The 23,953-nt window shown below is 71.8% G+C and carries 25 protein-coding genes; 16 read left to right on the plus strand and 9 right to left on the minus strand.

Annotation, left to right across the window (positions count from 1 at the left end):
- Nucleotides 1-21 precede the first annotated feature (21 nt).
- Nucleotides 22-999 (plus strand): L-threonylcarbamoyladenylate synthase, encoded by a 978-nt coding sequence (locus LZG04_RS26605; RefSeq protein ID WP_233821646.1) that lies wholly within the window; start codon nt 22-24, stop codon nt 997-999.
- Between the two features lie 73 nt (nt 1,000-1,072).
- Here LZG04_RS26605 and LZG04_RS26610 read toward each other — a convergent pair whose 3' ends face one another.
- Entirely contained in the window at nt 1,073-1,705 is a 633-nt protein-coding gene (locus LZG04_RS26610) for a carbonic anhydrase (RefSeq protein ID WP_233821648.1), read from the minus strand.
- 136 nt (nt 1,706-1,841) lie between these two features.
- On the opposite strand from LZG04_RS26610, the gene LZG04_RS42695 reads away from it, so the two are divergent.
- Nucleotides 1,842-2,879 (plus strand): helix-turn-helix transcriptional regulator, encoded by a 1,038-nt coding sequence (locus tag LZG04_RS42695; protein ID WP_233821650.1) that lies wholly within the window; start codon nt 1,842-1,844, stop codon nt 2,877-2,879.
- A gap of 52 nt (nt 2,880-2,931) precedes the next feature.
- Here the strand turns inward: LZG04_RS42695 and LZG04_RS26620 are convergent, their stop codons facing one another.
- The gene (locus tag LZG04_RS26620) at nt 2,932-4,485 is read right to left on the minus strand and encodes a discoidin domain-containing protein (RefSeq protein WP_233821652.1); all 1,554 of its coding nucleotides are present in this window, start codon (nt 4,483-4,485) and stop codon (nt 2,932-2,934) included.
- Between the two features lie 171 nt (nt 4,486-4,656).
- Nucleotides 4,657-5,253 (minus strand): DUF4291 domain-containing protein, encoded by a 597-nt coding sequence (locus LZG04_RS26625; protein ID WP_233821654.1) that lies wholly within the window; start codon nt 5,251-5,253, stop codon nt 4,657-4,659.
- Nucleotides 5,254-5,466: 213 nt separating this feature from the next.
- Between LZG04_RS26625 and LZG04_RS26630 the strand changes: the two genes are divergently transcribed.
- Entirely contained in the window at nt 5,467-5,910 is a 444-nt protein-coding gene (locus LZG04_RS26630) for a hypothetical protein (protein ID WP_233821656.1), read from the plus strand.
- Nucleotides 5,911-5,917: 7 nt separating this feature from the next.
- On the opposite strand, the gene LZG04_RS26635 is transcribed toward LZG04_RS26630, so the two are convergent.
- A complete protein-coding gene (locus LZG04_RS26635; protein WP_233821658.1) occupies nt 5,918-7,051 on the minus strand; it encodes a hypothetical protein in 1,134 nt (377 codons plus the stop codon).
- A gap of 458 nt (nt 7,052-7,509) precedes the next feature.
- On the opposite strand from LZG04_RS26635, the gene LZG04_RS26640 reads away from it, so the two are divergent.
- The 5 genes from LZG04_RS26640 to LZG04_RS26660 are packed head-to-tail and all read left to right on the plus strand — an operon-like array spanning nt 7,510 to nt 11,447.
- Nucleotides 7,510-8,676, plus strand: coding sequence for a glycosyltransferase (locus LZG04_RS26640; protein ID WP_233821660.1), 1,167 nt, complete (start codon nt 7,510-7,512; stop codon nt 8,674-8,676).
- Nucleotides 8,673-9,983, plus strand: coding sequence for an aromatic ring-hydroxylating dioxygenase subunit alpha (locus LZG04_RS26645; RefSeq protein ID WP_233821663.1), 1,311 nt, complete (start codon nt 8,673-8,675; stop codon nt 9,981-9,983). Before LZG04_RS26640 ends, LZG04_RS26645 begins: the two co-directional genes overlap by 4 nt.
- The gene (locus LZG04_RS26650) at nt 9,980-10,492 is read left to right on the plus strand and encodes an aromatic-ring-hydroxylating dioxygenase subunit beta (RefSeq protein WP_233821665.1); all 513 of its coding nucleotides are present in this window, start codon (nt 9,980-9,982) and stop codon (nt 10,490-10,492) included. The genes LZG04_RS26645 and LZG04_RS26650 overlap by 4 nt, the downstream gene beginning before the upstream one ends.
- A gap of 36 nt (nt 10,493-10,528) precedes the next feature.
- On the plus strand, nt 10,529-10,921 hold the full coding sequence (locus LZG04_RS26655; protein ID WP_233821667.1) for a carboxymuconolactone decarboxylase family protein: 393 nt from the start codon (nt 10,529-10,531) through the stop codon (nt 10,919-10,921).
- Nucleotides 10,911-11,447 carry a hypothetical protein gene (locus LZG04_RS26660; protein ID WP_233821669.1) on the plus strand — a complete coding sequence of 179 codons (537 nt, stop codon included), beginning with the start codon at nt 10,911-10,913 and terminating at the stop codon, nt 11,445-11,447. Before LZG04_RS26655 ends, LZG04_RS26660 begins: the two co-directional genes overlap by 11 nt.
- Here the strand turns inward: LZG04_RS26660 and LZG04_RS26665 are convergent.
- Together LZG04_RS26665 and LZG04_RS26670 are read right to left on the minus strand one after the other, a co-directional pair.
- Nucleotides 11,390-12,046, minus strand: a complete 657-nt coding sequence (locus tag LZG04_RS26665; RefSeq protein ID WP_233821671.1) for an NAD(P)H-dependent oxidoreductase — start codon at nt 12,044-12,046, stop codon at nt 11,390-11,392. The genes LZG04_RS26660 and LZG04_RS26665 overlap by 58 nt on opposite strands.
- A 47-nt stretch (nt 12,047-12,093) precedes the next feature.
- Nucleotides 12,094-12,891 carry a type II CAAX prenyl endopeptidase Rce1 family protein gene (locus tag LZG04_RS26670; RefSeq protein WP_233821673.1) on the minus strand — a complete coding sequence of 266 codons (798 nt, stop codon included), beginning with the start codon at nt 12,889-12,891 and terminating at the stop codon, nt 12,094-12,096.
- Between the two features lie 135 nt (nt 12,892-13,026).
- Here LZG04_RS26670 and LZG04_RS26675 point away from each other — a divergent pair, with 135 nt between their 5' ends.
- The 7 genes from LZG04_RS26675 (at nt 13,027) to LZG04_RS26705 (ending at nt 19,794) form a co-directional block, all read left to right on the plus strand.
- On the plus strand, nt 13,027-14,310 hold the full coding sequence (locus LZG04_RS26675) for a histidine kinase (protein WP_233821675.1): 1,284 nt from the start codon (nt 13,027-13,029) through the stop codon (nt 14,308-14,310).
- Complete coding sequence (locus LZG04_RS26680; protein ID WP_233821826.1) at nt 14,310-14,960, plus strand: response regulator transcription factor; 651 nt, start codon at nt 14,310-14,312, stop codon at nt 14,958-14,960. The genes LZG04_RS26675 and LZG04_RS26680 overlap by 1 nt, the downstream gene beginning before the upstream one ends.
- 186 nt (nt 14,961-15,146) lie before the next feature.
- Nucleotides 15,147-15,860, plus strand: coding sequence for a hypothetical protein (locus LZG04_RS26685; RefSeq protein ID WP_233821677.1), 714 nt, complete (start codon nt 15,147-15,149; stop codon nt 15,858-15,860).
- Nucleotides 15,861-16,250: 390 nt separating this feature from the next.
- Complete coding sequence (locus LZG04_RS26690; protein WP_233821678.1) at nt 16,251-17,012, plus strand: rhamnogalacturonan acetylesterase; 762 nt, start codon at nt 16,251-16,253, stop codon at nt 17,010-17,012.
- Between the two features lie 47 nt (nt 17,013-17,059).
- Nucleotides 17,060-18,067, plus strand: coding sequence for a pectinesterase family protein (locus tag LZG04_RS26695; protein WP_233821680.1), 1,008 nt, complete (start codon nt 17,060-17,062; stop codon nt 18,065-18,067).
- A gap of 220 nt (nt 18,068-18,287) precedes the next feature.
- Nucleotides 18,288-18,560, plus strand: coding sequence for a DUF6851 domain-containing protein (locus LZG04_RS43080; protein ID WP_374202891.1), 273 nt, complete (start codon nt 18,288-18,290; stop codon nt 18,558-18,560).
- Nucleotides 18,561-18,702: 142 nt separating this feature from the next.
- On the plus strand, nt 18,703-19,794 hold the full coding sequence (locus LZG04_RS26705; RefSeq protein ID WP_233821684.1) for a phospholipase: 1,092 nt from the start codon (nt 18,703-18,705) through the stop codon (nt 19,792-19,794).
- Nucleotides 19,795-19,869: 75 nt separating this feature from the next.
- Here LZG04_RS26705 and LZG04_RS26710 read toward each other — a convergent pair whose 3' ends face one another.
- From LZG04_RS26710 to LZG04_RS26720, 3 genes are read right to left on the minus strand one after another with little or no spacing between them, the layout of a single operon-like run.
- On the minus strand, nt 19,870-21,336 hold the full coding sequence (locus LZG04_RS26710) for an AarF/ABC1/UbiB kinase family protein (RefSeq protein WP_233821686.1): 1,467 nt from the start codon (nt 21,334-21,336) through the stop codon (nt 19,870-19,872).
- A gap of 26 nt (nt 21,337-21,362) precedes the next feature.
- On the minus strand, nt 21,363-21,653 hold the full coding sequence (locus tag LZG04_RS26715) for a hypothetical protein (protein WP_233821689.1): 291 nt from the start codon (nt 21,651-21,653) through the stop codon (nt 21,363-21,365).
- Between the two features lie 39 nt (nt 21,654-21,692).
- On the minus strand, nt 21,693-22,010 hold the full coding sequence (locus LZG04_RS26720) for a hypothetical protein (RefSeq protein WP_233821691.1): 318 nt from the start codon (nt 22,008-22,010) through the stop codon (nt 21,693-21,695).
- Nucleotides 22,011-22,473: 463 nt separating this feature from the next.
- Between LZG04_RS26720 and LZG04_RS26725 the strand changes: the two genes are divergently transcribed.
- On the plus strand, nt 22,474-23,937 hold the full coding sequence (locus LZG04_RS26725; RefSeq protein WP_233821693.1) for a wax ester/triacylglycerol synthase domain-containing protein: 1,464 nt from the start codon (nt 22,474-22,476) through the stop codon (nt 23,935-23,937).
- Nucleotides 23,938-23,953 lie beyond the last annotated feature (16 nt).

The raw sequence follows: 23,953 nt of genomic DNA on the forward strand, positions 1-23,953 counted from the left end.
GTGGGTGACAGAATCGCGAGAGTGTTCGCGAGGAGTGGTGATGTCGAGAAGGCCGCCGGCGTGCTTCGAGCCGGTGGTCTGGTGGCCTTCCCGACCGAAACGGTCTACGGGCTCGGCGCCAGCGCCGAGGACCCCGCCGCGGTGGCGCGGGTCTTCCAGGTCAAGGGGCGTCCGCCGTCGCACCCGCTGATCGTCCACCTCGGCCGGGTGGAGGACCTGGGTGACTGGGTCGAGGACGTCCCCGAGACCGCGCGCGTGCTCGCCGAGCGCTTCTGGCCGGGGCCGCTGACGCTGGTCCTGCGGCGCGGCCGCCGGGTGCCGCTGGAGGCGACCGGCGGACTGGAGACGGTGGCGGTGCGGGTGCCCGACCACTCCGTCGCGCTCGCGCTGCTCTCGGCCTTCGGCGGCGGTGTGGCGGCACCGTCCGCCAACCGCTTCGGTTCGGTCAGCCCCACGACGGCGGACCACGTGCGCGCCGAACTGGGCGACGCGGTGGACTTCGTGCTGGACGGCGGCCGGTGCGAGGTGGGCGTCGAGTCGACCATCGTGGACGCCACGGGCGACGTCCCGAGCGTCCTGCGGCCCGGCGGGGTCACCCGCGAGGAGCTGGAGGCGGTGCTGGGGCACCCGATCGAGGTCCACTCGACGAGCCGCGTCCGCGTGCCGGGCCAGCACCCGTCCCACTACGCGCCGCGCGCGCGGGTCGTGCTCGTCGAACCCGAGAACGTGGTGGCGGAAGCGGAACTCGCGCTCGACCGAGGGCACCGCGTGGGCGTTCTCCTCCCACCCGCGTTGGCCGGCGCCGAGGTGAAGGCGCACGCCGTGGTGGCCGTCCCGAGTTCGATGGCCGCCTACGCGCGCGGGCTGTACGGGTTCCTGCGCGAGTTCGACCGGCAGGGGTGCGACCTCATCGTCGCGTCCCTGCCGGTGGAGCAGGAGCTGGGGCTGGCGATCGCCAACCGGCTGCGCCGCGCCGCGGGGCCCCGGCTCTCCGAGTGACCCCGCGGCCGGGGGCACGGCCGAGCGGGCGCGGATCACACCCGGCGCCCGCCCGCTCCGCGCCCCCCTGCGCTCAGGCGGCCGGGACGCCCAGGCCCCGGGCCGCGACGACCTGCGTGTTGCCGTCGGCCAGGCGGTAGCGCAGGCCGACCACCGCCGTCTGACCGGAGTCCACCCGTTCGGCGAGCAGCCGGGAGCGGTCGAGCAGCAGGTCGACGGTGCGGCTGACGTGCTCGGCCAGGATCGCGTCGGCGTCCTCGTGCCCGGCGGCCCGTGCCGCGATGACGCTGGGGGTGACGCGTTCGACGACGTCGCGGATGTAGCCGTCCGGGACCGCGCCGTCGTCGAGCGCCGCGCACGCGGCGCCGACCGCACCACACGCGTCGTGACCCAGGACCACCACCAGCGGGCTGCTCAGCACGGCCACCCCGTACTCGACGCTGCCCAGCACCTCCGAGCCGACGACGTGGCCCGCGGTGCGCACCACGAACAGGTCGCCCAGGCCGCGGTCGAAGATGATCTCTGCCGCGAGCCGGGAGTCGGAGCACCCGAACAGCACGGCGAACGGGCGTTGCGCCGGTGCGACCTCGGCGCGGCGGGTCGCGTCCTGGTTCGGGTGCTCGGGGGTGCCGGCGACGAAGCGCTGGTTGCCGGCGAGCAGCAGCTCGAGGGCTTCCTGGGGAGTCGAGGACTTGATCTCGGCCATGGTTCGCAGCCTAGGGCAAAACCGCGCCCGCGCGCTGTCTGACGTGCGGTAAGGCTCACCACAGGCGGTCCGGTCCGGCCCCTTCGGTTCGGGAACGCGCGCCACCGCGTGCCGGCCGGCTCGTACCCTCGTCGGTGTGGTGGGGATTCGCGAGGCGGATCTGAACAGGTTGCTCGCGGCACTGCGGGAAGGCGAGCAGCCCGACACCGCCGGGGACGTGCGCCGGCGGGTGCTGGCGACGATCACGGAGGTCGTCGGCGGCGACATCGTCGCCTACCAGTCGATCGACCCGGCCACGGGCAGCAGCGAGCAGGTGTCCGTGCCGGACGGGTGGGAGACCACCGAGCTGGCCGAGGTCTTCACCCGGCACGTGCCGCAACACCCGCTCCTGCCGCACTTCCTGCGCGCCGGCGACCTGGACGCGGCCAGGCTCAGCGACGTGGCCACCCGGCGGCAGGTGCGCGACCTGGGCATATACCAGGACTTCTACCGGCCGCTCGGCATCACGCACCAGCTCGTCTGCAGGCTCGGCACCGACCTGGGCGTGGCGGACATCCTGGTGTTCAACCGCGGCGGGTCCGACTTCACCGACGCCGAGCTCCAACTGGTGCGGCTGGCCCGGCCCTACCTGGCCACCGTGGTCGCCACCGCGTCGGCCGGCGCGTGGTTCGACTCGGCGTTGGCGGCCCTGGAAGGGGTGGACGACACCGCGTACGGCGTCGTGCTGCTCGGGCCGCTGGGTCGGATCAGGGTCGCCAACCGGGCGGCCCGGCTCCTGCTCTCGACCTACTTCCGCAGGCCGGCGCGGGAAGGCGGGGTCGTGCCCGAGGAACTGGGCGCCTGGCTCGCCCGGCAGTCCGCGGTCGCGCGGCCCTACGTCGTCACCCGCGGCTCGCGTCGCCTCACCGTGCGGCTGTTCCGGCACCGCGCGGCCGCGGCGTTGCTGCTGTCGGAGGCTGGCACGCGGACCCCGCCCGTCGCCACCGCCGCGAACCTGACGGCCCGCGAGTCCGACGTGCTGTGGCTCGTGGCCGGTGGCCGCACCAACGCGCAAGCCGCGCTGGCGCTGCGGATCAGCGTGCGGACGGTGGAGAAGCACCTGGAGAACGCCTACGCCAAGCTCGGCGCGACCAGCAAGGCCGAAGCCGCCGAGCGGGCGTTCGGCCGGACGTGACCGGGCGTGTGCCGGTGCCGTGGTTCCGCACCGGCACACGCCCGCTCGCCGATCAGGCCGCGTAGACCTCCAGCTCGTTGACCCGGACGAACCCGGCTTGGTGCGTCGGACCGCTCAGGCCGAGGATGCGGACCAGGCGGGACGTGCGCGCGCCGGTCCCGAAGACCACCGTCGTGCTGAGGGCGGTGTTGTTGCGCACCGAGGCCGCCGACACGAACGTGACGCCGTTCCAGACCTGGACGTCGAAGTCCTTGATCGGGTACCCCGCGCTGGTGTAGACGACGACCCGGCGGAACGTCTTGTCGACGCCGAAGTCGACCTGCACCCACTCGGGGGAGCCGGGCGGGTACGTGCCCGCATTGTTCGCCCAGCTGTACGAGCCGCCGAGGCTCGTGTTCGCGCTGCCGTCGTTCACGCGGGCGGGGGAGTAGCCGGGGTACGTGCTGGACGCCGAGGCGATGCCGGTGCGGGCGAAGTTGTCGTAGCCCGTCCCGCCGTCACCGCCCTGGCTGCACGTGGCGAAGGAGACCTTGCCCGTGTTGTACTCCAGGTAGGTCGACTCGGAGAACATCACCGCCGCGCTGCCGCCGTTGTCGTCGCGCTTGTGCCACTTGACGTTGGCGTTGATGGTGCCGCCGGAGAACGGGATCGACACGCCGATGGCGACCTCGGGCCCGCCGTCCTCCTCGTACCACTGGTAGCCCAGCACGTCGCCCCACTGCGCGCGGTCCCAGGTGGTGATGAAGATGTCGGAGTTCTGCCACCGGTCGATGTACTTCTTCTTGATGCCGGGGAACGCGATCGTGCGGATGGTGACACCGGTGGTGGTCAGGATGATGGCGCGCATCTCGCGCTTGCCCTCGAACCAGCCGCCGAACTCGCCGCGGTTGGGCACCCGCCACTTCTGCAGGTACTCCAGGCCCTTGTCGTTGCGGGCGCCGGTCGGGTTGCACGTGGCCAGCGCGCCCGGCCCGGCCTCGTCCAGCGCGACCGGCCGCAACGCCGCGGTGGGGTTGGTGGTGACCGGCTCGTTGGCCGACAGCACCCACACCTCCTTGGTGTCGGTGTACGCCTCGTCGATGGCGGTGGGCGTCTGCTGCACCTGGCCGCTGGAGTTCAGCACGTAACCGGGGATGGCGTTCAGCGTCTCGTCGGCCGGCGCGACGGCGACCACGACGCTGGTCGAGGTGACGATGCCCTCGTCCAGGTTGGGGATGTAGACCTGCGGGTGGTAGGCGAAGCCGTTGACGTCGGCGAGCTGGGTGATGCTGCTCTTCAACGCGACCCAGCGCGGGTCGGTCGGGTTGACGATGCGGGACTCCTCGGCCTCTCGGACCACGGTCGAGAGCAGGGCGTTGGTGTCGCCGTCGGACTGGCGGGCGGCGATCGTGCGGACCAGCGCCCGGACGTTGGTGTCGGCCGCGACGGCCGTCAGCACGGGCCGCACCATGGTCTGCAACCGCTGCGAGATCACCACGTCGTCGTTCGTGGGTACCGCGGCGGCCCGTGTGGCGGGTTCGGGTGCGGCGGTGGCCTGGCCCGGGAGGAAGGAGAGGGCGAGCGCCGCGCCGAGCAGGGTGACCGCGGTTCTTCTTCTTACGGGCATGGGTAATTTCCGATGCATTGGAAGTCCTCACGACAGGGAAGAAAGCGCTTTCCGGCGGAATTGTCCTCCGTCGGAGTTCGCGTTTTCGATTTCCCTTCCGATCGTCGTGCTCATCGGCGCGCGGTCGCAATACGTACCGCTACGTACACCGAACGGACGCCGCGAGGCGGGTCAGCTGTCCGCCTGGACGCGTCGGGCGATGGCAGGGGGCAGGAGGTAGGGGCGTTCCGGCGGCAGCAGCCGTTGCGCTTTGGCGTGCTGACCGGCCCTGACCAGGTCCGCGACCTTGTGCACGGTCGGGGTCAGGTCGGTCAGGCCGACGACCCACTCCTCGGCGTAGGTGCGGATCAGGGCGCGGCCGATGCCGACCTGGATGCTGTAGTGGTTGAGCGCCGCCCCGCGCAGCGACCGTTCCGGATCCCACTGCACGTGGACCTCGGCGTCGTCGAACGCCGCGCGCCAAGCCTCGGCGCTGCCGTGGACGGACGGCTCGGGCGCGGTGAGCACGGCTCGTGACAGCGCCTGCTCCCAGCCCGCGCGGGTGACGCGGATCGCCAGGACGCGCTCCTGGCCGGGCTTGCGGGCCCAGTTGCTGCGGTGCGCCAGCCACAGCAGCGACGGCTTGATCCACGTCATGCGGGTGAAGGAGAACGGGGCCACGAACCGGCCCGCCGCCAGCGCCGCGTCCGCGATCGCGGGCGAGTAAGCCTGGTACACCTGGATGGTGCCGCGGTCGAAGTCGGCGCGGACCTGGCGCAGCGACGGCATCGGCTCCACCTCTCGTCCGGCGTGGTCGGAGTCCGCGACACCCTGCCACAGCGGACGTCGGCCGTTCGAGCGGATTCCGCCTCCCCGCTCCGGCCCGGTCCGGTGCGCCGGGGATCGGCTCCCACCAGCGGTGAGCCGGACGACCGGTGGAACCCGCGGCCGTCGACGGGCTCGACTGGGCGCGAACCAGTTGCCGACTACGAGGACGTCGTGATGGCCTCTCCCCGGTCGAACGTGACACTGCCGGCCGCAGCACTGCTCGTCGGCGTGGCGGTGCTCGCGGCGCTCAGCCTCGCCCTGCCCCTCAGCCTCACCTACGACTACGACGAGTACGGGCTCCACTTCGGCGACAACTACATGTTCGACGATCCCAAAGGGGTCATCGTCAGCGTCGACATCGTCCTGACCGCGTGGCTCGGGGTCGTCACGTTCCAGGACCGGACCCGCTGGGTGCGCCGCCTGATCTGGCCGTTCGCGGTGCTGAGCTTCCTGCCCCTCGCGCTGGCCGCGAGCGTGGTGCAGGGCGACATCGAGATCGGCGGCATCACGGTGGTCCTGGAAGCCCTCTTCCGCGTGGTCGCCGTGCCGCTGGTGGTCCTCGCCGCCCGGCGTGGCGTCGGGTCTTCGGCGGGACCAGGCGGACGACAGGACGGGTGACGTCGTGCTAGGCGCGCTCGCGGACGGCCAGGTAGACCGCGCGCACGGCCAGCGTGCGTTCGATCTGCTCGATCACGGGCGCGAAGAACTGCCGGCGCTGCTCGGCGTCGCTCATCGACACCACCGCGAAGTACATGCTGCCGAAGGCCGCGAACAGCGTGGCGTTGCGCAGCATCGCCGCCGGCACGCCCGGGACCCACCTCGCGGGCTCCGGCGGCGCGCCGATCCACTGCTCCGCGACCGCGGGCGTGACCACGATCAGGCCGAGCGCCACGAAGAACCCGAACAGCGCGAGCCCCACCACCGCCGCCTGCACGAGCTGGCGGATCGCCAGCATCACCAGCAGGTTGCGCGACTGCCGGCCGTCCAGCTTGCGCGGGCGCAGCGGCTCGTCGAACTCCTCCCCGCTCAACGGGGTGCCGCGGCAGGCTTGCCGCAGCACCTCCGGGCGCAGGTCCTGCTCCACCCGGCCGATCTCGTCCTTGAGGCGCGCGGCCGCCGCGAGGATCGTGATCGCCGCGAACAACGCCACGACCAGGCCCACCCGCTGCCACGGCAGCTGGTTCATCGCCTGCCACAGCTCACCGGTGAAGAACAGGAACAGCGTCACGAACAACAACGGCGGCAACGCCCGCCCGAGCAGGTTCACGCTGTTGCGCAGGTCGTGCACCGTGTGCCGGATCGCGCCCTTGAGCAGCGCCACCAACCCGTACGTGACCGCGAGCCAGGACGCGACGAACGTCGCCGCGAAGAACACGACCAGTTGGGCGGGGTCGCTGTCCGGCGTGTCGTCGATGGTGTCCTGGAGGATCGGCACGATCACGGGCACCGCCGCGTACCCGACGAGGATGGCGATCGTGCGGCGCCGGGTGATCTGCGGCAGGCGACGCATGAACACCGACAGCAGGACCCACGTCGTGAGCGCGCTGGCGAGGATCAACGCCAACAGCACCCACCGCCCGTACCCCGCCGCGCCCAGCGGCACGAGCCAGACGAGACCGGCGATCGCGATGGTGGCCAACGCCGGCAGCATCCGCGGCAGCACGTGCGTGAAGGGCCCGTAGCCCTCGATCATCGTCGGGGTGCCCTGCCGGACGAACCACCGTTCGGTGCGGCGAGCCAGCAGCCGTGCAGCCGTCATGGGCGAGATCATGCCCCAGTCCGGCACCGGCGCCGGCCGCGCCCGAGTCGGGTGGGTCGACGGTCGGCGGCCGTTCCGTGCCGCCGAGCGGACCAGCGTTTCGCTCCGCGCCTTCCGGCAGGCGTCGTAAGGCGGACCGCCGCGCACTTCGTGCACGAATGCTCGCGGTCGTGGGGCGTTGACATCGATTGCGCGCCCCGGCAAGCTTTGCGCAACTCCTGGGAGCAGGTGGCGAACCCGGTGTTCCGAGGGCGTTCCGAATAACTCCTCTTACTGTGCCCCATCAGCGATGGTGGGGAATGCGCAGACCCTCGCAGCGGTACCCGCACGTCGACTTCCCCTGTTTTCCGGTCGGGCGTTCCGGCCTGCTCGGACGTGGAGTCGCGCCGTTCGGCGGCACCGCCTCGATTCGTTCCGCGTCGGTCCTGGTCGCTTTCTCTCGATGCATCGGAGGTCTGATGCGCGTCGCTCTCCTCACCACGACTCAGCACGGTCACCTGAACCCTTACGTTCCGGTGGTCAACGCGCTGCGAACCGCGGGCGCCGAGGTTTCGCTGTTGCTGTTGTCCGCGGACGGCGGGGTGCTCGACGAACAGCGTCGCCGGGCTTTGGGCGAGGTGGAGGTGCACGCGGTCGGGCAGGTCGAGATGGCACCGTGGAGCGGCGACCCGGCCGCGATCGGACCGATGCTGCGGTCGTCGCCGGTCGCGGTCCGGACGCGGGACGTGCTCCGGGCGACCGCACCGGACTTCGTGCTCGTCGATTCGCTGCCCGTCACGGCGTCGGCCGTGGTCGGCGCGCACGCGTCGGGCGTGCCGTACGGGATGATCTGGGCCAACCTGGGCGGGGTGTGCCCGCGCGAGCACCGGCGCGGGCGCTGGCCGTACGACGAGCAGGTCCGCGACTACCTGACCGGGCACGGCGTGCTGTGGTCGACCCGCACCCACTCGGCGCGCTCGCCGATCCTCAACCTGATGCCGACGATCCCCGCGCTGGTCGGGGACGACGCGGTCACCGACGACGGCGTCGAGCTGGTCGGGTTGCCGGGCGCGCCGGGGCAACGCGGCGACGAGGTCTGCTTCCCGGACCTGGACCGGCTCGACCCGGGCCGCCCGGTCGTGTACGTCTCCTTCGGCACGATCTTCCACCGGCGGCCGGAGCTGCTGCGCACGGTGATCACCGGGGCGGCGGCGACCGGCGCGCAGGTGGTCGCCGCGGTGGGCGACCTCGCCGCGGAACTCGCGCTGCCCGAGGACGTGCTCACCGCGGCGTACCTGCCGCAACGAGAGGTGCTGGAACGCGCCGACGTGTTCGTCACCCACGGCGGGTACAACTCCGTGGCCGAGTCGATCCGGGCGGCGACACCGATGCTGGTGCTGCCGCTGGCCGTGGACCAGCCCATCCAGGCGCACTTCGTGGGTCGTGCCGGTTTCGGCACGGCGCTGGAGCCGACCGACGTCACCGCGCAGGCGGTCGCGGACGCGGTCACCGACCTGCTCGACCCCGCCCGGGACTACGGGGCCCGGCTGCGCGCCGCGCGGCACGAGTGCGGCGATTCCGCCGCGCGCACGGCGGAGCTGGTCACCGCCACCGTCCGAACGTCGCAGGGCCAGGGGGCGCGGTGACGATCGAACTGGAGCGGTCGGTGGGCGACCCGATCGTGATCGACGACCTCGAACGCCTCACGTTCCGCGTGGACCGCCGCGCCTACACCGACGACGACCTGGCCGCGCGCGAGCTGACCAGGATCTTCGACCGCTGCTGGCTGTACGTCGGGCACGAGTCCGAGATCCCCGAGCCCGGCTCCTACGTGTCACGCGACGTCGGTGGCCGCCCGGTGGTCATGGCGCGCGGGTCCGACGGGGTGGTCCGGGTGTTCGCGAACAGCTGCACCCACCGCGGCGCGCTGATCTGCTCGCAGCCGTCCGGGCAGGCCAGGTCGTTCCGGTGCCCGTACCACGACTGGACGTTCTCCAACCGCGGCGAGCTGGTCGGCGTCCCGCTCCCGGACGGGTACGGGCCGGGTTTCCGCAAGGCGGACTTCGACCTGGCCCGGCACCGCAGCGAAAGCTACCGCGGTTTCGTGTTCGCCACCTTCGACCCGGAGCAGCCGCGCACCCTCACGGAGTACCTGGCGGGCGCCGCGGAGTACCTCGACCTGATCGACGACCAGTCCGAGGTCGGGATGGAGGTGATCCAGGGCGCGCAGCTGCACGGCGCCCGGGCCAACTGGAAGCTCATGATGGAGAACAGCGTCGACATCTACCACTTCCGGGCCCTGCACAAGCGCTACGTCGGCTACATGGAGTCGCTGGGCTCGGTGCCGCCACGACGGCGAGGCGGCTTCGGCCGCGCCCTCGGGCTGGGGCACGGGGCCAACGAGCTGCCCCCGGCGGCCGCCCGCCCGCTCGCCTACTGGACGCCGATGTTCGGCCCCGAGGTCCGGCCGCGGATCGAGGCGACGGCCGCGCGGTTCGTCGACCGGTTCGGCGCCGACCGCGCCGAGCGGATCACCGGCACCAACCGCGCGGTGCTGATCTTTCCCAACCTGATGATCATCGACGCGATCGCGATCACGATCCGCAAGATCGACCCGGTCGGCGCGGACCGGATGGCCATCACCTCGGTCGCGTTGGCGCCCAAGGACGAGGACCCGGACATCCGGGAGCTCCGCAAGAGCCACTACCTGACGTTCCTCGGCCCCGCGGGCTTCGCCACCCCCGACGACATCGAGATCGTCGAGTCGTGCCAACGGGGCTACCTCAACCGCACGGTCCGCTACTCGGACCTGTCACGCGGCATGGACAAGGAGGTCCCGGAGACGACCGACGAGCTGCCCGCGCGCGAGTTCTGGCGGCAGTGGGACCGGCTGATGCACGGTGACGACGGCCACCTCGACCGGGCCGGGACGCGAGAGGTGGGACCGCGATGACCGTCGAGCTGACCGTGGACGAAGCGGCCCGGGTGCGGTTGTGGCACCGGGTGAGCCAGTTCCTGTTCCGCGAGGCGCGGCTGCTCGACGAGTGGCGCCTGCGCGAGTGGTACGACGAGATGCTGACCGACGACGTCCGTTACACGGTGCCGGCCACCGACGTCCGCGGCGAGGTGACCGGTGCGCTGGGGCTCATCGACGACGACGCCGCCCGGCTGCGCCAACGGGTCGAACAGCTCCTCAACGACGAGGTGTGGTGCGAGAACCCGCGGTCGCGGACGCACCGGATGGTCGGCAACGTGGAGGTGCTGGCCGATCGCGGCACGCACCTCGACGTGGCGGCGAACGTCGTCGTGCACCGGTTCGGGCACGGCCGCTCCGACGCCTACGTCGGCAAGTGCCGGTTCGAGCTGGTCGTCGCCGGCGAGTCGTTCCGGGTGCGGCGGCGGGTCGTGGTGCTCGACCACGAGACGTTGTACGAGCACGGGAAGCTCAGCATCATCCTCTGACCGCGTTCGCCGCGTCCTGCGCGAAGGAGTTGATCGATGGATCGGCCTGTCGACCGGCACGAGCGGGGTGAGGCGGTGTTCCGGCAGGTGTTCGGCCGCGAACCCCGGCCGGGCTCCCACCCGGAGTTCCTGCGGATCACCGTGGACCACCTGTTCGGCGAGATCTGGAGCCGCCCGCACCTGAGCGTCGAGGAGCGCGAGCTGGTCGCGCTGACCGCCGTCGCGCTGGCGCGCACCGACTGGGAGCTGCGCGGCCACATCGGCGCGGCCCTGCACCTGGGCATGTCCCGGGAGAAGATCGTCGAGGTCATCATCCAGCTCGCCTACTACGGTGGCTGGCCGGTCGCCAACAACGGGCTGCGCGTCGCCCAGGACGTCTTCGCCGAGCTGGACGCCGCCACCGGGACGGACGCCGACCATGACCGGTGAACCGGCCCCGCTCGACCCGGCCGAGAAGGTCGACCTGTGGCGCCAGCGGTTCTTCGAGGCACAGGCCGCCGCGGAGGAGTTCATCCTCGGTGAGCACGGCGAACAGGGCCTGGCCGCGTGGATCCAGGCGAACTCCCGCATCACCGCGGAGCTGCTGCGCGCGCAACGGCCCGCCGGGGTGTCCGCCGCCGACCACTTCATGACCCGGCTGCGACGCCAACTCCAGCTGTACGACTCGGCGGTGACCAGCGAGCCGCAACCCTCGGGAACCGTCCTGCGCAACGCCGACTGCGGGATCCTCCGCTACCGCAAGCGGGCCGCCCGCGCCGGCGTCGTGCTCACGTTCACGTCACCGTGCCCGTACTGCCAGCAGCTCAACACCGCCATCGCCGCCCGTTACGTGGAACCGGACGTCACGGTGTCGTGCGAGCAGACGGGCGACGGGTGCACCTGGCGCGCGGACCCGGCTCACGTGCCGGGGGAGGAGGCGGCCGGGTCACCGCACCGCGGCCGAGCCGCCGGCTGAACCAACGGCAGCACCGTCCGGGCGGCGGCGGGCGTTCGGTCGGCGTCGAGCGTCAGGCCGAGCTGCCGGCCCACGGCCACGCACAGGTCGACCGCCGCCGTGCGGGTCAGGTCCTCGTGCCCGCTCTGGGTGAAGCACGCCGACGCCACGTTCTTGTTCCGCAGGCGCAGGTACCACGGGAACAACGCGGCCAGCGCCGGCTCGGTCAGCATCGTGCGCGAGTGCACGATCGTGCCCACCAGCAGGTTGCCGAACGGGCGTCGCTCGGCGTTCATGAAGCTCTTCAGGCGCTCCTGGAAGATCTTCAGCACCGCGGGCACGTTGCCCGCGTACACCGGCATGGCGAGCAGCATCGCCTGCGCGCCGTCGGCCAGGCCGACGACGTGCTCGAAGTCGTCGTTCAACGTGCAGCGGCCCACCGCCGGGTCGAGGCAGGTGTCCTCGCCCTCGCACATCTCGATGCGGTGGTCGATCAGCCGGATCCGCTGGACCTGCGCGTCGCCGACCTCCCGGACCAGGCCGGTGACCGCCGCGTCCAGCAGCGCGTCGGTCAGCGAGGGCAGGCGCTTCTGCGTGCAGGACAACGCGACGATCTTCACCCGGCGAGCCTCCCGGTCCGCCCGGCGTCGCGCAAGACCCGGTGACGTCACGGCCGCAGCCGCCCGGTGGCCAGCACCCAGCAGGCGACCACGGCCATCGGGACCGTCATCAGCACGGTGACCGCCGTGACGCCCACGTCCGCCAGCAGGACACCGACGAGCAGGGACAGCACCATGTTGTTCCCGGCGTGGGCGAGGCTCGCGGGCCACACGCTGGCGCTGCGCACCCGCAGCCAGCTCAGCAGCACCTCCTGGCACACGAACGACACCGTCCACACCGCGAGGCCCCACCAGACGTGCTCGAACTCGATGTAGCCGACGAACGCGAGCGGGTAGTGCCACACCGCCCAGACCAGGCCGGTCGTGAGGGTCGCGGCCACCGGGCGGCCGACGAACACCCGCTGCCGCAAGTAGGCGGTCCAGCCGAACTCCTCGCCCCAGTAGATCGGCGTGAGCAGCGGCACGACCAGCAGCAACACCGCGACCAGCGCCCACCCGGGCAGCCCGCCGAACCCGTCCAACGGGGCCAACCGCGCGCCGAACGCCACCGCCACGAGCGCGGTCGCGCCGACGAGCAGGACCGGGCCGAGCCACGCCACGAGGTACTGCGGCCACGCCGCGCGCAGCCGCAACCGCAGCCCCGCGTCCGCGAAACCCTCACCCGTGACCCAGCGCCGCACGACGAACGCGGCGATCGCCGGCGCGAACGCGAACGGCAGTTGCACCAACGGGTTCACCAGCGAGAAGCCCGACGCCCACGTGCCGATCATGCCCAGCCAGGCCAGGCCGAACGCGAGGAGCAGGAACACCGGCAGCCCGCGAACGCGGGTCTTCACCTCAACCATGTCCCCAACAAGATCAGCGCGGTGCCCCGGCGGTCACGGGCACCAGGGGGCCACCCGGAGGTAGTGCCAGGCATACCCCCGGACTACACCGAGAGGGCGGGACGCCGCCGGTTCGGCTCGATTACCGTCGGCCGGGTGATCAGGGGGAAACCAAGAACGGCGCGAGAAGCGCTCACCACCAGCCGGTTCCTGTTCGGCGCCTGGCCTTGGCGCGCCTACGCGCACGTCCTCAGCACACCGGTAGTCGCCGCGGCGGCATCGGTGCCGCTGGCGGTGCCGGCCGCGCCGTGGCTGCTGGCTGTGTCCGGGCTGCGCCGCCCGACGCCGATGCCGTGGACGTCGGTGCTCGTCCTCGTGCTGGTCGGCGGGCTGCTGCTGGCCGCGGTGCTGCCCTGGGTGGCGGTGCCGGTGGCCCGGCTGGAGCACCTGAGGACCCGCCTGGTGGACGGCCGCCCGCTCGGCGACCCGCCCCGCGTCAGGTACACCGACCCCGCGACCTGGCGGGCGGTGGCGTACACCGTCCTGCTGGTGACGGTCGGCGCGCTCATGTCCGCCGCCACCTGCGGCCTGCTGCTGCTCCTGGTGCTGATGGTCGGGTCACCGTTCCTGGTGGACGGTGGCGAGCCGGTGACGATCGCGATCGACACCGTCACCACGCCGGGGGCCGCGGCGCCGTACGCCGTGGCCGCGGGCGTCGCCCTGCTGCTGTCGCCGTACCCGGTGGCCCTGCTGGCGGCGGCGCACGGCGCGGTGGCCCGCGCCCTGCTCCGCGACGACAGCGGACCGCTGCGGGCCGAGCTGGTCGAGGTGGCGCGGTCCCGGGCCCGGCTGGTGGACCTGTTCGAGACCGAGCGGCGGCGCGTCGAGCGGGATCTGCACGACGGCGCGCAGCAGAGGCTGGTCGGGCTGACGCTCCGGCTCGGGTTGGCCAAGGTGGACCTCCCGCCGGACTCGCCCGCGTACGCGGAGGTCGTCGCCGCGCACGACGAGGCCAAGGAGCTGATGACCGAGCTGCGCGAGCTGGTCCGCGGCATCCACCCCAGGGTGCTGACCGATCGCGGGCTGCCGGCGGCGCTCGGCGAGCTGGCCGACCGCGCGCCGATCCCGGTGACCGTGCGCGCCGACGTGCCCGAGCGCCTGCCCGCCGCCGTCGAGGCCATCGGCTACTTCGTCGTGGCCGAGGCGTTGACCAACGTGGCCAAGCACAGCGGCGCGGACACCGCCACCGTGCACGCCTTCGCGCGAGGCGGGACGCTCGTGCTGGAGGTCGGCGACAACGGCCTCGGCGGCGCGGACCCGGCGCGCGGCACCGGGTTGACGGGGCTGGCGGACCGCGCGGCCGTCGTGGGCGGGCGGATGCTGCTGTCCAGCCCGTCGGGCGGTCCGACGGTGGTGCGGGTGGAGTTGCCGTGCCGGTGATCCGAGTGGTGCTCGCCGAGGACGGGGTGCTGCTGCGGGCGGGCCTGGCCGGGCTGCTGGAGCGGTTCGGGTTCGCGGTGGTCGCGCAGGTCGGCGACGCGGGGGCGTTGACGGCGGCGGTCGCGGACACCCGGCCGGACCTGGTCGTCACGGACATCCGGATGCCGCCGACGTTCACCGACGAGGGCCTGCGGGCCGCCGTGGCGCTGCGCCGGGCCGAGCCGCGGCTCGCCGTCGTGGCGCTGAGCCAGTACGTCGAGCGCAGCTACGCCGCCGAGCTGCTGGACTCCGGCGGCGGCGAACGGGTCGGCTACCTGCTCAAGGACCGGGTGGTCGACGTGGAGGACTTCGTCGCCACCCTGCGCCGGGTCGTGGCGGGCGGCACGGTGGTCGACCCGCAGGTGGTCCGCCAACTGCTGGCCCGCCGCCGCGACCCGCTGGCCCGGCTGTCGGCCCGCGAGCGCGAGGTGCTGGCGCTGGTCGCCGAGGGCCACTCGAACACCGCGATCGCGTCCCGCCTGGTCGTCACGGAGGCGGCCGTCGGCAAGCACGTCGGCAACATCCTGGCCAAGCTCGACCTGCCACCGGCGGAGGACACCAACCGACGGGTGCTCGCGGTCCTCGCCTACCTGCGGGCGACGGCCTTCTGACGCACGACACCGGGGTTCGGACGGTTCGTGCCCGAACCGTCCGAAGTGGACCGTCGCCTGCCCCGGCTGGGCCGGCTGGTCGATTCTCACCCGGATGGACCACCGTTTCATCCCCCTCCTCCGTCACGCCCGGTGCCCCGCCACCGATAGGCGTAGTGACAAGACGTCGGATGGAGGAGCAAGGACATGGCACACGTGATGTCGCTCGAGGATCAGATCGCCACGCGCATCCAAGCGTCGTCGTTAGGCGTGGCGGTGCGCCAGCCGGTGAACGGGCCCGACCAGGGCGTCTTCATCGACAACCCGTACAACGCCATCAACAACAACCCGCTGACCCGGGTCGGCAAGGACCCGAAGAGCCGGATCGTGCAGTACGCGCCCGGCCGGGACACGTTGCTGCCGGTCATCCCGCAGCTCAAGGCACGGTCCCTCGGCTACGGCGACAACCCGCCCTCGCACGCCGCGCGCGTCAAGGACTACCTCGACTGGGGTGCCGCGCGGGCCGTCAAGCAGCCGTTCGTCGGCGTCTGCGAGAGCTTCAACGCGGTCGTCATCGCCATCCTGGCGGCCAAGAACAGCCCCCTGGCCAACGGCACCGTGATCGAGTACATCGGCGTGACGCAGGGCAGCCTGGGGCACGCCATCGCCGTGATCGACCGCGCCAACCAGGTGGAGGCCGTCGGCCAGACCGTCCCGGCGCCGGCCCTGTGGGGCCCGAACTGCATCGTGGTCGACCAGTGGTACGCCCTCCAAGCGGGCACCGCGCCGGTCTTCCACGTCGCGGGTCCGCACGCCGACAACAACTACCTGGCCTTCCTCACCACCGGCACCACCCGCGTCGGCCTCTACGGCACGTTCACCAAGGACGGCACCCGGCCCAACATCACCCTCCGGGCGTGACCGGTTCGGGCCGATCGCATTCGACACGACCGGTCGAATGAATTCGACGGACAATTCTCATCCTTGAACCAATTGAGTCACTCACCCGTTCGACCCACGAAGAACGACCGGGTCCGCGTCTCAATTACCCGGACCCGGGCGGATGCGCGACAAATCGGACTCGGGCCCTTGTGGTCGGCGTGCGCGCCGATCCATACTGCGATACCCGGTTTTCCGCCGGGTATCGCACCGATTCCGGTCACCGGCACCGATCGGCGCACATCCTGCAAAAGACGGGAAACGCGCATGCGCCCGACACGTCCCACCTGGCGACGACCCGTGGCGCGACGACGCCTCCGACCCGCCGGAGTCCTGGGTGTCGTCGCGGCACTGTCGTTGGGTTCCCTGGTCATGACCGGGCCGAGCGCCTCGGCGGCGACGCCCGTGTCCTTCTACATCGCGGGGGACTCCACCGCGTCCACGTACGTGTCCTCGCTGGCTCCCCGGGCCGGCTGGGGACAGGCGCTGCCGGTGTTCCTCACCTCCGGCGCGGTGGCGGTGAACGTCGCCAAGTCGGGCGCCAGCTCCAAGAGCTTCATCGACCTCGGTCGGCTCGACCACATCCTGGCCCGGATCAAGCCCGGCGACTACCTGCTCATCTCGTTCGGGCACAACGACGAGAAGATCGAGGACCCGGCCCGCTACACCGAGCCCTCCACGACCTACAAGTCCTACCTCTCCCAGTACATCGACAAGAGCCGGGCCAAGGGCGCGAAACCGGTCCTGCTCACCCCGGTGGAACGCCGCCGCTTCACCAGCGCCGGGGTCGTCTCGCCGACGCACGGCGCGTACCCGGCCGCGATGCGCGAACTCGCGGCCGCCAAGCGCGTGCCGCTGATCGACCTGACCGCGTCCAGCACGGCGTCGTGGAACCGGGCCGGGGTCGAGGGGACCAAGAAGCACTTCCTGCACCTCGCCGCCGGACAACACCCCAACTACCCCGACGGCGTCGCGGACAACACGCACTTCCAGGCGTTCGGCGCGATCGAGGTCGCCCGCCTCGTCGCCACCGCCCTGCGCGGCCAGGGCATCGCGCCGCCCACCCACTTCCGGCAGCTCACCAGCACCATCCCCGCCGGCTCGATCACCTGGCCCAGCACCGCGCCGTACTGACGCCACCGCCCTCGGCGACGTACCCGCACATCGAGGAGAGGTCCACCATGCCCCCGCACGCCACCCGCCGGACCACCGCCGCTGTGACGCTGGCCGTCGCACCGCTGGCCGCCATCACGCTGTCCACGCCGGCGCACGCCGCCACGACGGTCACCGTGGCGGCCGACGGCACCGGGAACTACACCACGATCCAAGCCGCGCTCGCCGCCGTCCCGTCCGGCTCGGTCATCAACATCAAGCCGGGCACCTACCGCGGCCAGGTGTCCATCCCGGCGAGCAAACCGGGCATCTCCCTGCGCGGCACGACCGGCACCTCCACCGACGTCGTGATCACCGGCAGCACGCCCGCGTCCACGGCCGGCACCGCGGGCAGCGCCACCGTGCTGAACCTGGCCAAGGACACCAGCGTGACGGGCTTGACCATCGCCAACACCTACGGCGGGCACGACAGCCAGGCGCTGGCCCTGTACGCGGGCGGCGACCGGCAGGTCTACCGCAACGTCCGCCTGCTGGGCTACCAGGACACGTTCCTGTCCTGGGGCGGAACGGGCAGCGCGCAGGTCCGCCAGTACGTCTACAAGAGCTACATCGAAGGCGCGGTCGACTTCATCTACGGCAACGGCGCGCTGGTCATCGACTCCACGACCATCCGCTCGCTCGACCGAGGCAGCAGCAACAACGGCTACATCACCGCCGCGGCCACCCACTCGTCCAACCGGTACGGCATCCTGATCACCAGGTCCACGCTGACCGGCCCGGCCGCCGCGCGCACCGTCGCCCTGGGTCGCTGCTGGCACGCCGGCGGCGCGGCCGACGCGATCGGCCAGGTCCTGGTCCGCGACTCCGCGCTGGGCGGCCACATCCGCCAAACCGGTGCTTGGCAGGACATGGGCGGCTTCTCCTGGAAGACCTGCCGCTTCACGGAGTACAACAACAGTGGGGCCGGCGTCAGCACCGGCACCGGCGACCGGCCGCAGATGAGCAGCACGACCGCGGCGAACTACACCGCGCAGAAGTACCTGGCCGGCAGCGACGGCTGGAACCCCGTGCAGTAGGCGCGGCATCCGGGACGTCGTGATCCCCGCGGAGAACCCGCTCTTCCGGACCACGGCGGCGCCCGGTGACGCCTCGCTCGGGTGTTGCTCGACAACGCCTGGTTCGACGCGACAGCGCCGTTCCACCCGACCACCGTGGGCATCGCGTCACGGCTCGGCCCGCGACGAGCGGAGGACCAACCGGGAACGCGACATCGCCATCTCGTACGCGAGCGACCGGGTGCTCACCAGCCGGCTGCCCCAGCTCCGGGCGCAGGGGCGGGACGTGTTCGTCTCGGCCGGGCTCGACCCGGACGACGACAGCCGGGACACGACCACCGCGGCGGGCACCGGCAACAGCGCCGGTCGGGCGGTGATCGCGAGCGGGAGTTCGACACTCCACAGTGGAGCATCGCTCGGCCGTACTCGTTCCGCGACCCCGACGAGTTCGACGCGCCGTTCGACCGGGAGACGTCGGACCACCCCGACTACCCGTCGACCTCGGCGGCGATGAGCGGCGAGGTGTCATAAAGGCCCGGCAAGACGTCCAGACGATGTCCAGTACCCGTCCAGAACCGGCTGAAAGCTTGTGGTCAGCAGGAAACCAGGACGGGGTGGACATGAGATCGAAACACATCGGCAGGAGAATTCCGGCAGTGACCGCGGCAATGGCGCTCGTGCTGCTCGGTGCGCTGGGGAACACGTTGCCGGCAGGGGCCGCGGCTGCCGGCAGCGCACCCGGCATCGACGTCCAGGCGGCCACCGCCGCACCCGGCGTGTCCGCGCAGAAGCCGGACGCCGCCAAACGACCCGCCGGCCCGCGATCGGTGACCGAACTCGCGAACGGCTCCGCGCTCGCGCTGCGCCCGCGGGTCGCCGGCAAGACGCCGGAGATGGTCGGCGCGGCGCAAGTGGAAGACGCCGGCTGCACGCCCTACATCAGCGGGTCGATCAGCAAGTCCGGGCTCAACGTGCGGATCGACTACCTGGCGGAGGTCGTCTGCAACTTCTACCTCGCGGGAGCAGGGCAGGCGTACGTGATCGAGCGGACGTCGGGCTCGCCGTACAACGGGCAGGTGGTCGCGGCCGCGGCGCCGTTCTCGTTCGCCAACGGCTACTACGGCTACAGCTACGGCGCGGTGCTCATCGACGGGAAGGTCTACGACGGCGGCGCGCAGGTGGAGATCGGCTTCAACCTGGCGCTGCGGGCGTACGGCGGCGTCTGGACCGGCTGCCTGGCGCTGCCCAACGGGCTGCGCTACCTGAGCGCCTGCGCGGGCCTCGGCACCGACACCGTCTCGGTCTCGATCGGGTCCGGCGAGGTCGCCACCGGCCTCGCGCCCAACCGGCTGGCGGTGCTGGAGAGCTTGACCTCGCCCGGTTCCGCGAGCTACGACGCGTGGAACATCGGGCGCTTCTACCCGAACTACGCGGCCTACGAGTTCGACTGGAACACCAACTACTGCAGCTGGGCGCCGGACAACCCGCTCGGGTTCACCTTCGAGTCGGCCTGCGCCCGCCACGACTTCGGCTACCGCAACTACAAGGCCGCCCAGCGCTTCGAGGCCAACAAGAACCGAATAGACCTCGCGTTCTACGGTGACCTGCAACGGGTGTGCGCCAACTACGGTGACGCGGTGCGTCCCGCGTGCTACGCCCTGGCGACCGTCTACTACGAGGCGGTCCAATCCCTGGGCTACCGGGCCGACACCCCCGGGCCGACCGACGACCACCGCGTCCTCGCCTGACCTGACCCCTACCACCTCACGGCGGAGCCCTCGCGCTCCGCCGTGAGGCCGTTCACGTGGTGCCGCGGACGCGCGTCAAGTCCCGCCGTTCCGGGAAGAGCCGTTCTTCAGATATCCGACTGCCGCAACGCCGATCGCCAGCAGCACCAGCCGGGTGAAGGAGGGGTTGGCCCCGAGCCCGTTGCCGGACTCCACCGGCAGTTGCAGTTCGCGGTCCGCCAGGTCGCGGAGGATTCCCCGCGCCTGGTTGTAGCTTCCTTCGGCGGTCAACAGCAGCTCGGTCATGGCGCGCGCGACCTGGGCCTCGGACAGCGTTTCGCACGCCAGGTCCACCATGATGTCGGCGAGCTGGTCGCGGAAGACCTCCGCGGCGGACAGCTCGGGGGCCAGGCAGCGGATCGAGCCCTCCATGTTGGCGAACGACTTGCCCAAGAGCGGCACGGCGGGGTTGGTCTTGATGCGGCGCAGGGTGGAGTGGCGCAGCACGGTGGTCAGCGTGAGCCCGAAGTCGAGCTCCGCCAGCGTCGCGGTCGCCGCCTTGGGCACCAACGCGGCGACGTCGCTGGTGAACCCGCCGATGTCGGCCCGGCGGGTCGGTTTCCCCATCTCGATCCACGCCTTGGCCGCGCCGTCGCCGTCGTTCTGCACGATGTTGATCAGGGTGAGGGCCAGCTTGAGGCTGAGCGGCCGGTCCAGGCGGCCGACCATGCCCCAGTCGATCAGGGCGGCCGGGTGGCCGGGCGCGACGAACACGTTGCCGGGGTGCGGGTCGGCGTGGAAGATCCGCTCGACGAAGTACCCGCGGTACATGAACGCCATCAGGTCGTGGGCGATGGCGAGGCGCTCGTGCCGGGTGAATTCGCCGCGATCGACGTCGCGGATGGAACGCCCCGGCGCCAGATCCTGCACCAGCACCCTCGGTGTCGCCCTGACGACCTCCGGCACGGTGAGGTGGGCGAAGTCCTCGGTGGCCTTCCTGCCGATGTCCATCTGCCGCGCTTCGACGGTGAAGTCGAGTTCGCCGCGCACGGCGTCGAAGATGAGGTCGAGCATCGCCCTGAAGTCGATGACGGCGTTGAACTCCGGCCACAGCCGCGCCGACCACCGGGCGGCGCGGCGCAGCACCGCCATGTCCGCTTCGACGACGGACCGCACCCCGGGCCGCTGCACCTTCACCGCCACGGGCCGGCCGTCGGGCATGTCGGCGCGGTAGACCTGCGCCAACGACGCCGAGCCCAGCGGGCGCTCGGCGTCGAAGCACCGGAAGCCCCGACGCCACCCGGCGCCCAACTCCTCCTCCAGCACCCGCGCGAACCCGTCGAACGGGGCGGCGGGCACGTTGTCGTGCAGGCCTGCCAGCTCCTCGATCATGGCCTCGGAGACGAGGTCGGGCCGGGTGGACAGGACCTGTCCGAGCTTGATGTACAGCGGACCGAGTGCTTCGAGGGCTTGTCGCACCGCCACGGCTCGCCGTCGCGAGCGCGGGTGCCGCCCACCTCCCGCCGTTGCGCGGCCGGAGAGGGCCACGCGCGTGAGCGTCACGGCGATCAGCGTCGCCCGTGCCGGGTTCAACGCGGATCGCAACCGGGGCGACGCGAGCCGATCAGCCCCTCCGCGAACTGCGCGAGGGACGAGCGCCCGTCGGGGCCGTCACGTCGTCCGCCCGGACCGAGCGGCACTCCCATCACGCGGGCGAGGACCTCGATCGTGCAGTCGGCTCCCGTGTCACGCCGGTGAGCCCGGAACGGCCGCCCGGCGCGGAGGTCGTCCAGGACCTCCGAGTCGGTGACCGGTCGCCGCCCCGCCACGTCGGTGAGGCCGCCGTCCCGCTCGCGCACGAGCACGCGCCTTGCCCCCATGCCCACCCACTTCGTCCGAGCCCGCGCCGCGGGCGTGGTTCAGCTGGTCCGCGCCGCCTGGGGCTGCTCCTCGGCCGACGACAGCCGGGAGATCTTCTCGGCCAGCTCGTCGAGCTGTTCCCGCAACAGCGCGAGTTCCTGTCGGTCGTCGTCGCGGCCACGGGCGGCGTCGCGGTCGTCACGGTCGCGCTCGTCCTCGCGGAACGTCCGCCGGGCGGTGCCGCGCAGGTCGCGCTCGACCTCGTCGCCGCGGTCGAGCACGTCGTCGATGAAGTCCTTGGTGTCGTCGACGAGGTTGCCGAGGAACCTGGTCAACCCGACCCGTCCGGCGGGCCTGGTGGTCCTGCTGGTGGTCACCCTCATCACTCCCTTGGCCTTCTATCCGGTCGCGCGAACTTTCCGATCACGCTGGCACGACGAATGTCGGGGTCCATTTTGCTCGCATCCCGCGTCGGCGACCACGGCACTTTTGTTCTGCCCCCATCGGGAGGGTGGCCGGGCGGGGTGGCATATTTGCGTATCGTTTGGCCTCGCCCTTCCAGGGCAGCCCACTGCCGGTCCGGAACCGTCCGAGTGCACGCAGGGTCAAGGCATCCGAGCCGCGGTGCGGCCGCCCGGGCGTTGCCGTTAGCCGGGATGGCTTCGCACAAAGGTACCTCTTCCGGGGGTGCGGCCGGCCACGGGTGCCGGCCGAAGGTGCCACACCAATGGGGGTACACATAGCCGGCGAATGTATGTGAGATGAAAGTGTCGAAGCGCGGCACGTCTGCGAATGTCGCTCGATCAGCTCGATTCCCCTCAACGAATTCCAGGGAGAAGCATGGCCGAACGCGGAACAGGGGCACCCGCCCGCGCCGTCTGGCGTGCGCCGGTCGAGATGAACGCCCTGGAGACGTTGTTCTGGCGCGCGGAGAACCACCTGGGGATGCGGTCGAACATGCTGGGCGTCTTCGTGCTCGACCGGTGCCCCGACTGGGAGCGGTTCGTGGACAGGCACGAGTGGAGCAGCCGGATCGTGCCCCGGTTGCGCCACCGGGCCTTGGAACCGCCGCTGAGGCTGGGACGCCCGTTCTGGGTGGTGGACCGGACCTTCGACGTGCGCAACCACGTGCGCCGGGTGCGGCTGCCCGAGCCCGGCACGGCCCGCCAACTGCTCGACCTCGCCCAGGCGGTCGCTTCCACGCCCCTGCCACCGGAACGCCCGCTGTGGGAGGTGACGCTGGTGGAGGGGCTCGACGACGGTCGGGGTGGCCGGGCCGCCTACCTGCTCAAGCTGCACCACAGCCTCAGTGACGGCCTGGGCGCGGCGCAGTTGGCCACGGTCGTGCTGGACGACGCGACGACCTCGATGGACGAGCCCGCTCTGCCGCCGGCGCCCGAAGCGCGGCCCGCCGTCGCCATCGCACTGCTCACCGGTCGCTTCGCCAGGAACCTGTTCAGGGTGGTCCCGGCACTGCTTCGCGCCGCCGGTGGGATCCGCGCGACGCGGGGCAACCCCAAGCCAGGGTTCGCCCTGCCACCGGTCGACCGCGTCACCGACGGCTTGATGTCGTTCGCCCGGGCCACGTTGCTGCCACCGGTCCCCGCGTCACCACTGCTGCGGGCACGCAGCCACGCGGTGCACTTCGACACCTTGGAGTTCCCCGTGCGGGCGCTCAGGGCGGGGGGCAAGGCCGGAGGCGGTACCTTGAACGACGCCTTCGTGGCAGGCCTCATGGGCGGCTTCGAGCGGTACCACCACCGCTTCGGGCTGGACTTGCCCGCGGTCCCGTTCCTGATCCCGATCAGCGTGCGCCGGCGCGACGACCTGCCGGCCGGGAACCGGCTGGCCAGCACGCGGTTGGCCATGCCGGTGTCGGGCCTGAGCGCGGTCGAGCGGATCGCCGAGTCCCGCAGGCGGGTGGCCGCGGTGCGCACCAAACCGGTGCTGCGGGCGCTGGACCTGCTCACCCGCCCGATCACGCCGCTGCCCGGACCCCTGGTGAGGTTCGTGTTCACCCAGATGTTCCGCGGCAACGACCTGATCGCCACCAACTTCCCCGGTGTGCCGGGGGAGTTCCGCCTGGCCGGGGCGAAGGTGCTGGGCGTCTCGCCGTTCCCCCCGCTGCTGCGCGGGGCGACGAGCATCGCGCTGACCACGTACGGGGACCGCTGCCACATCGGGATCACGCTCGACACCGGCGCGTTCACCGAGCCGGACGCGTTCGTCGCCGCGCTGCGGGAGAGCTTCGAGGAGATCCTCGCCCTCGCCCCCGACACCGCCGCCGCGTCCACGACCGCCTGAGCACCGCCACAGCCGA

Source organism: Saccharothrix sp. S26, assembly GCF_021390395.1.
GTDB lineage: Bacteria > Actinomycetota > Actinomycetes > Mycobacteriales > Pseudonocardiaceae > Actinosynnema.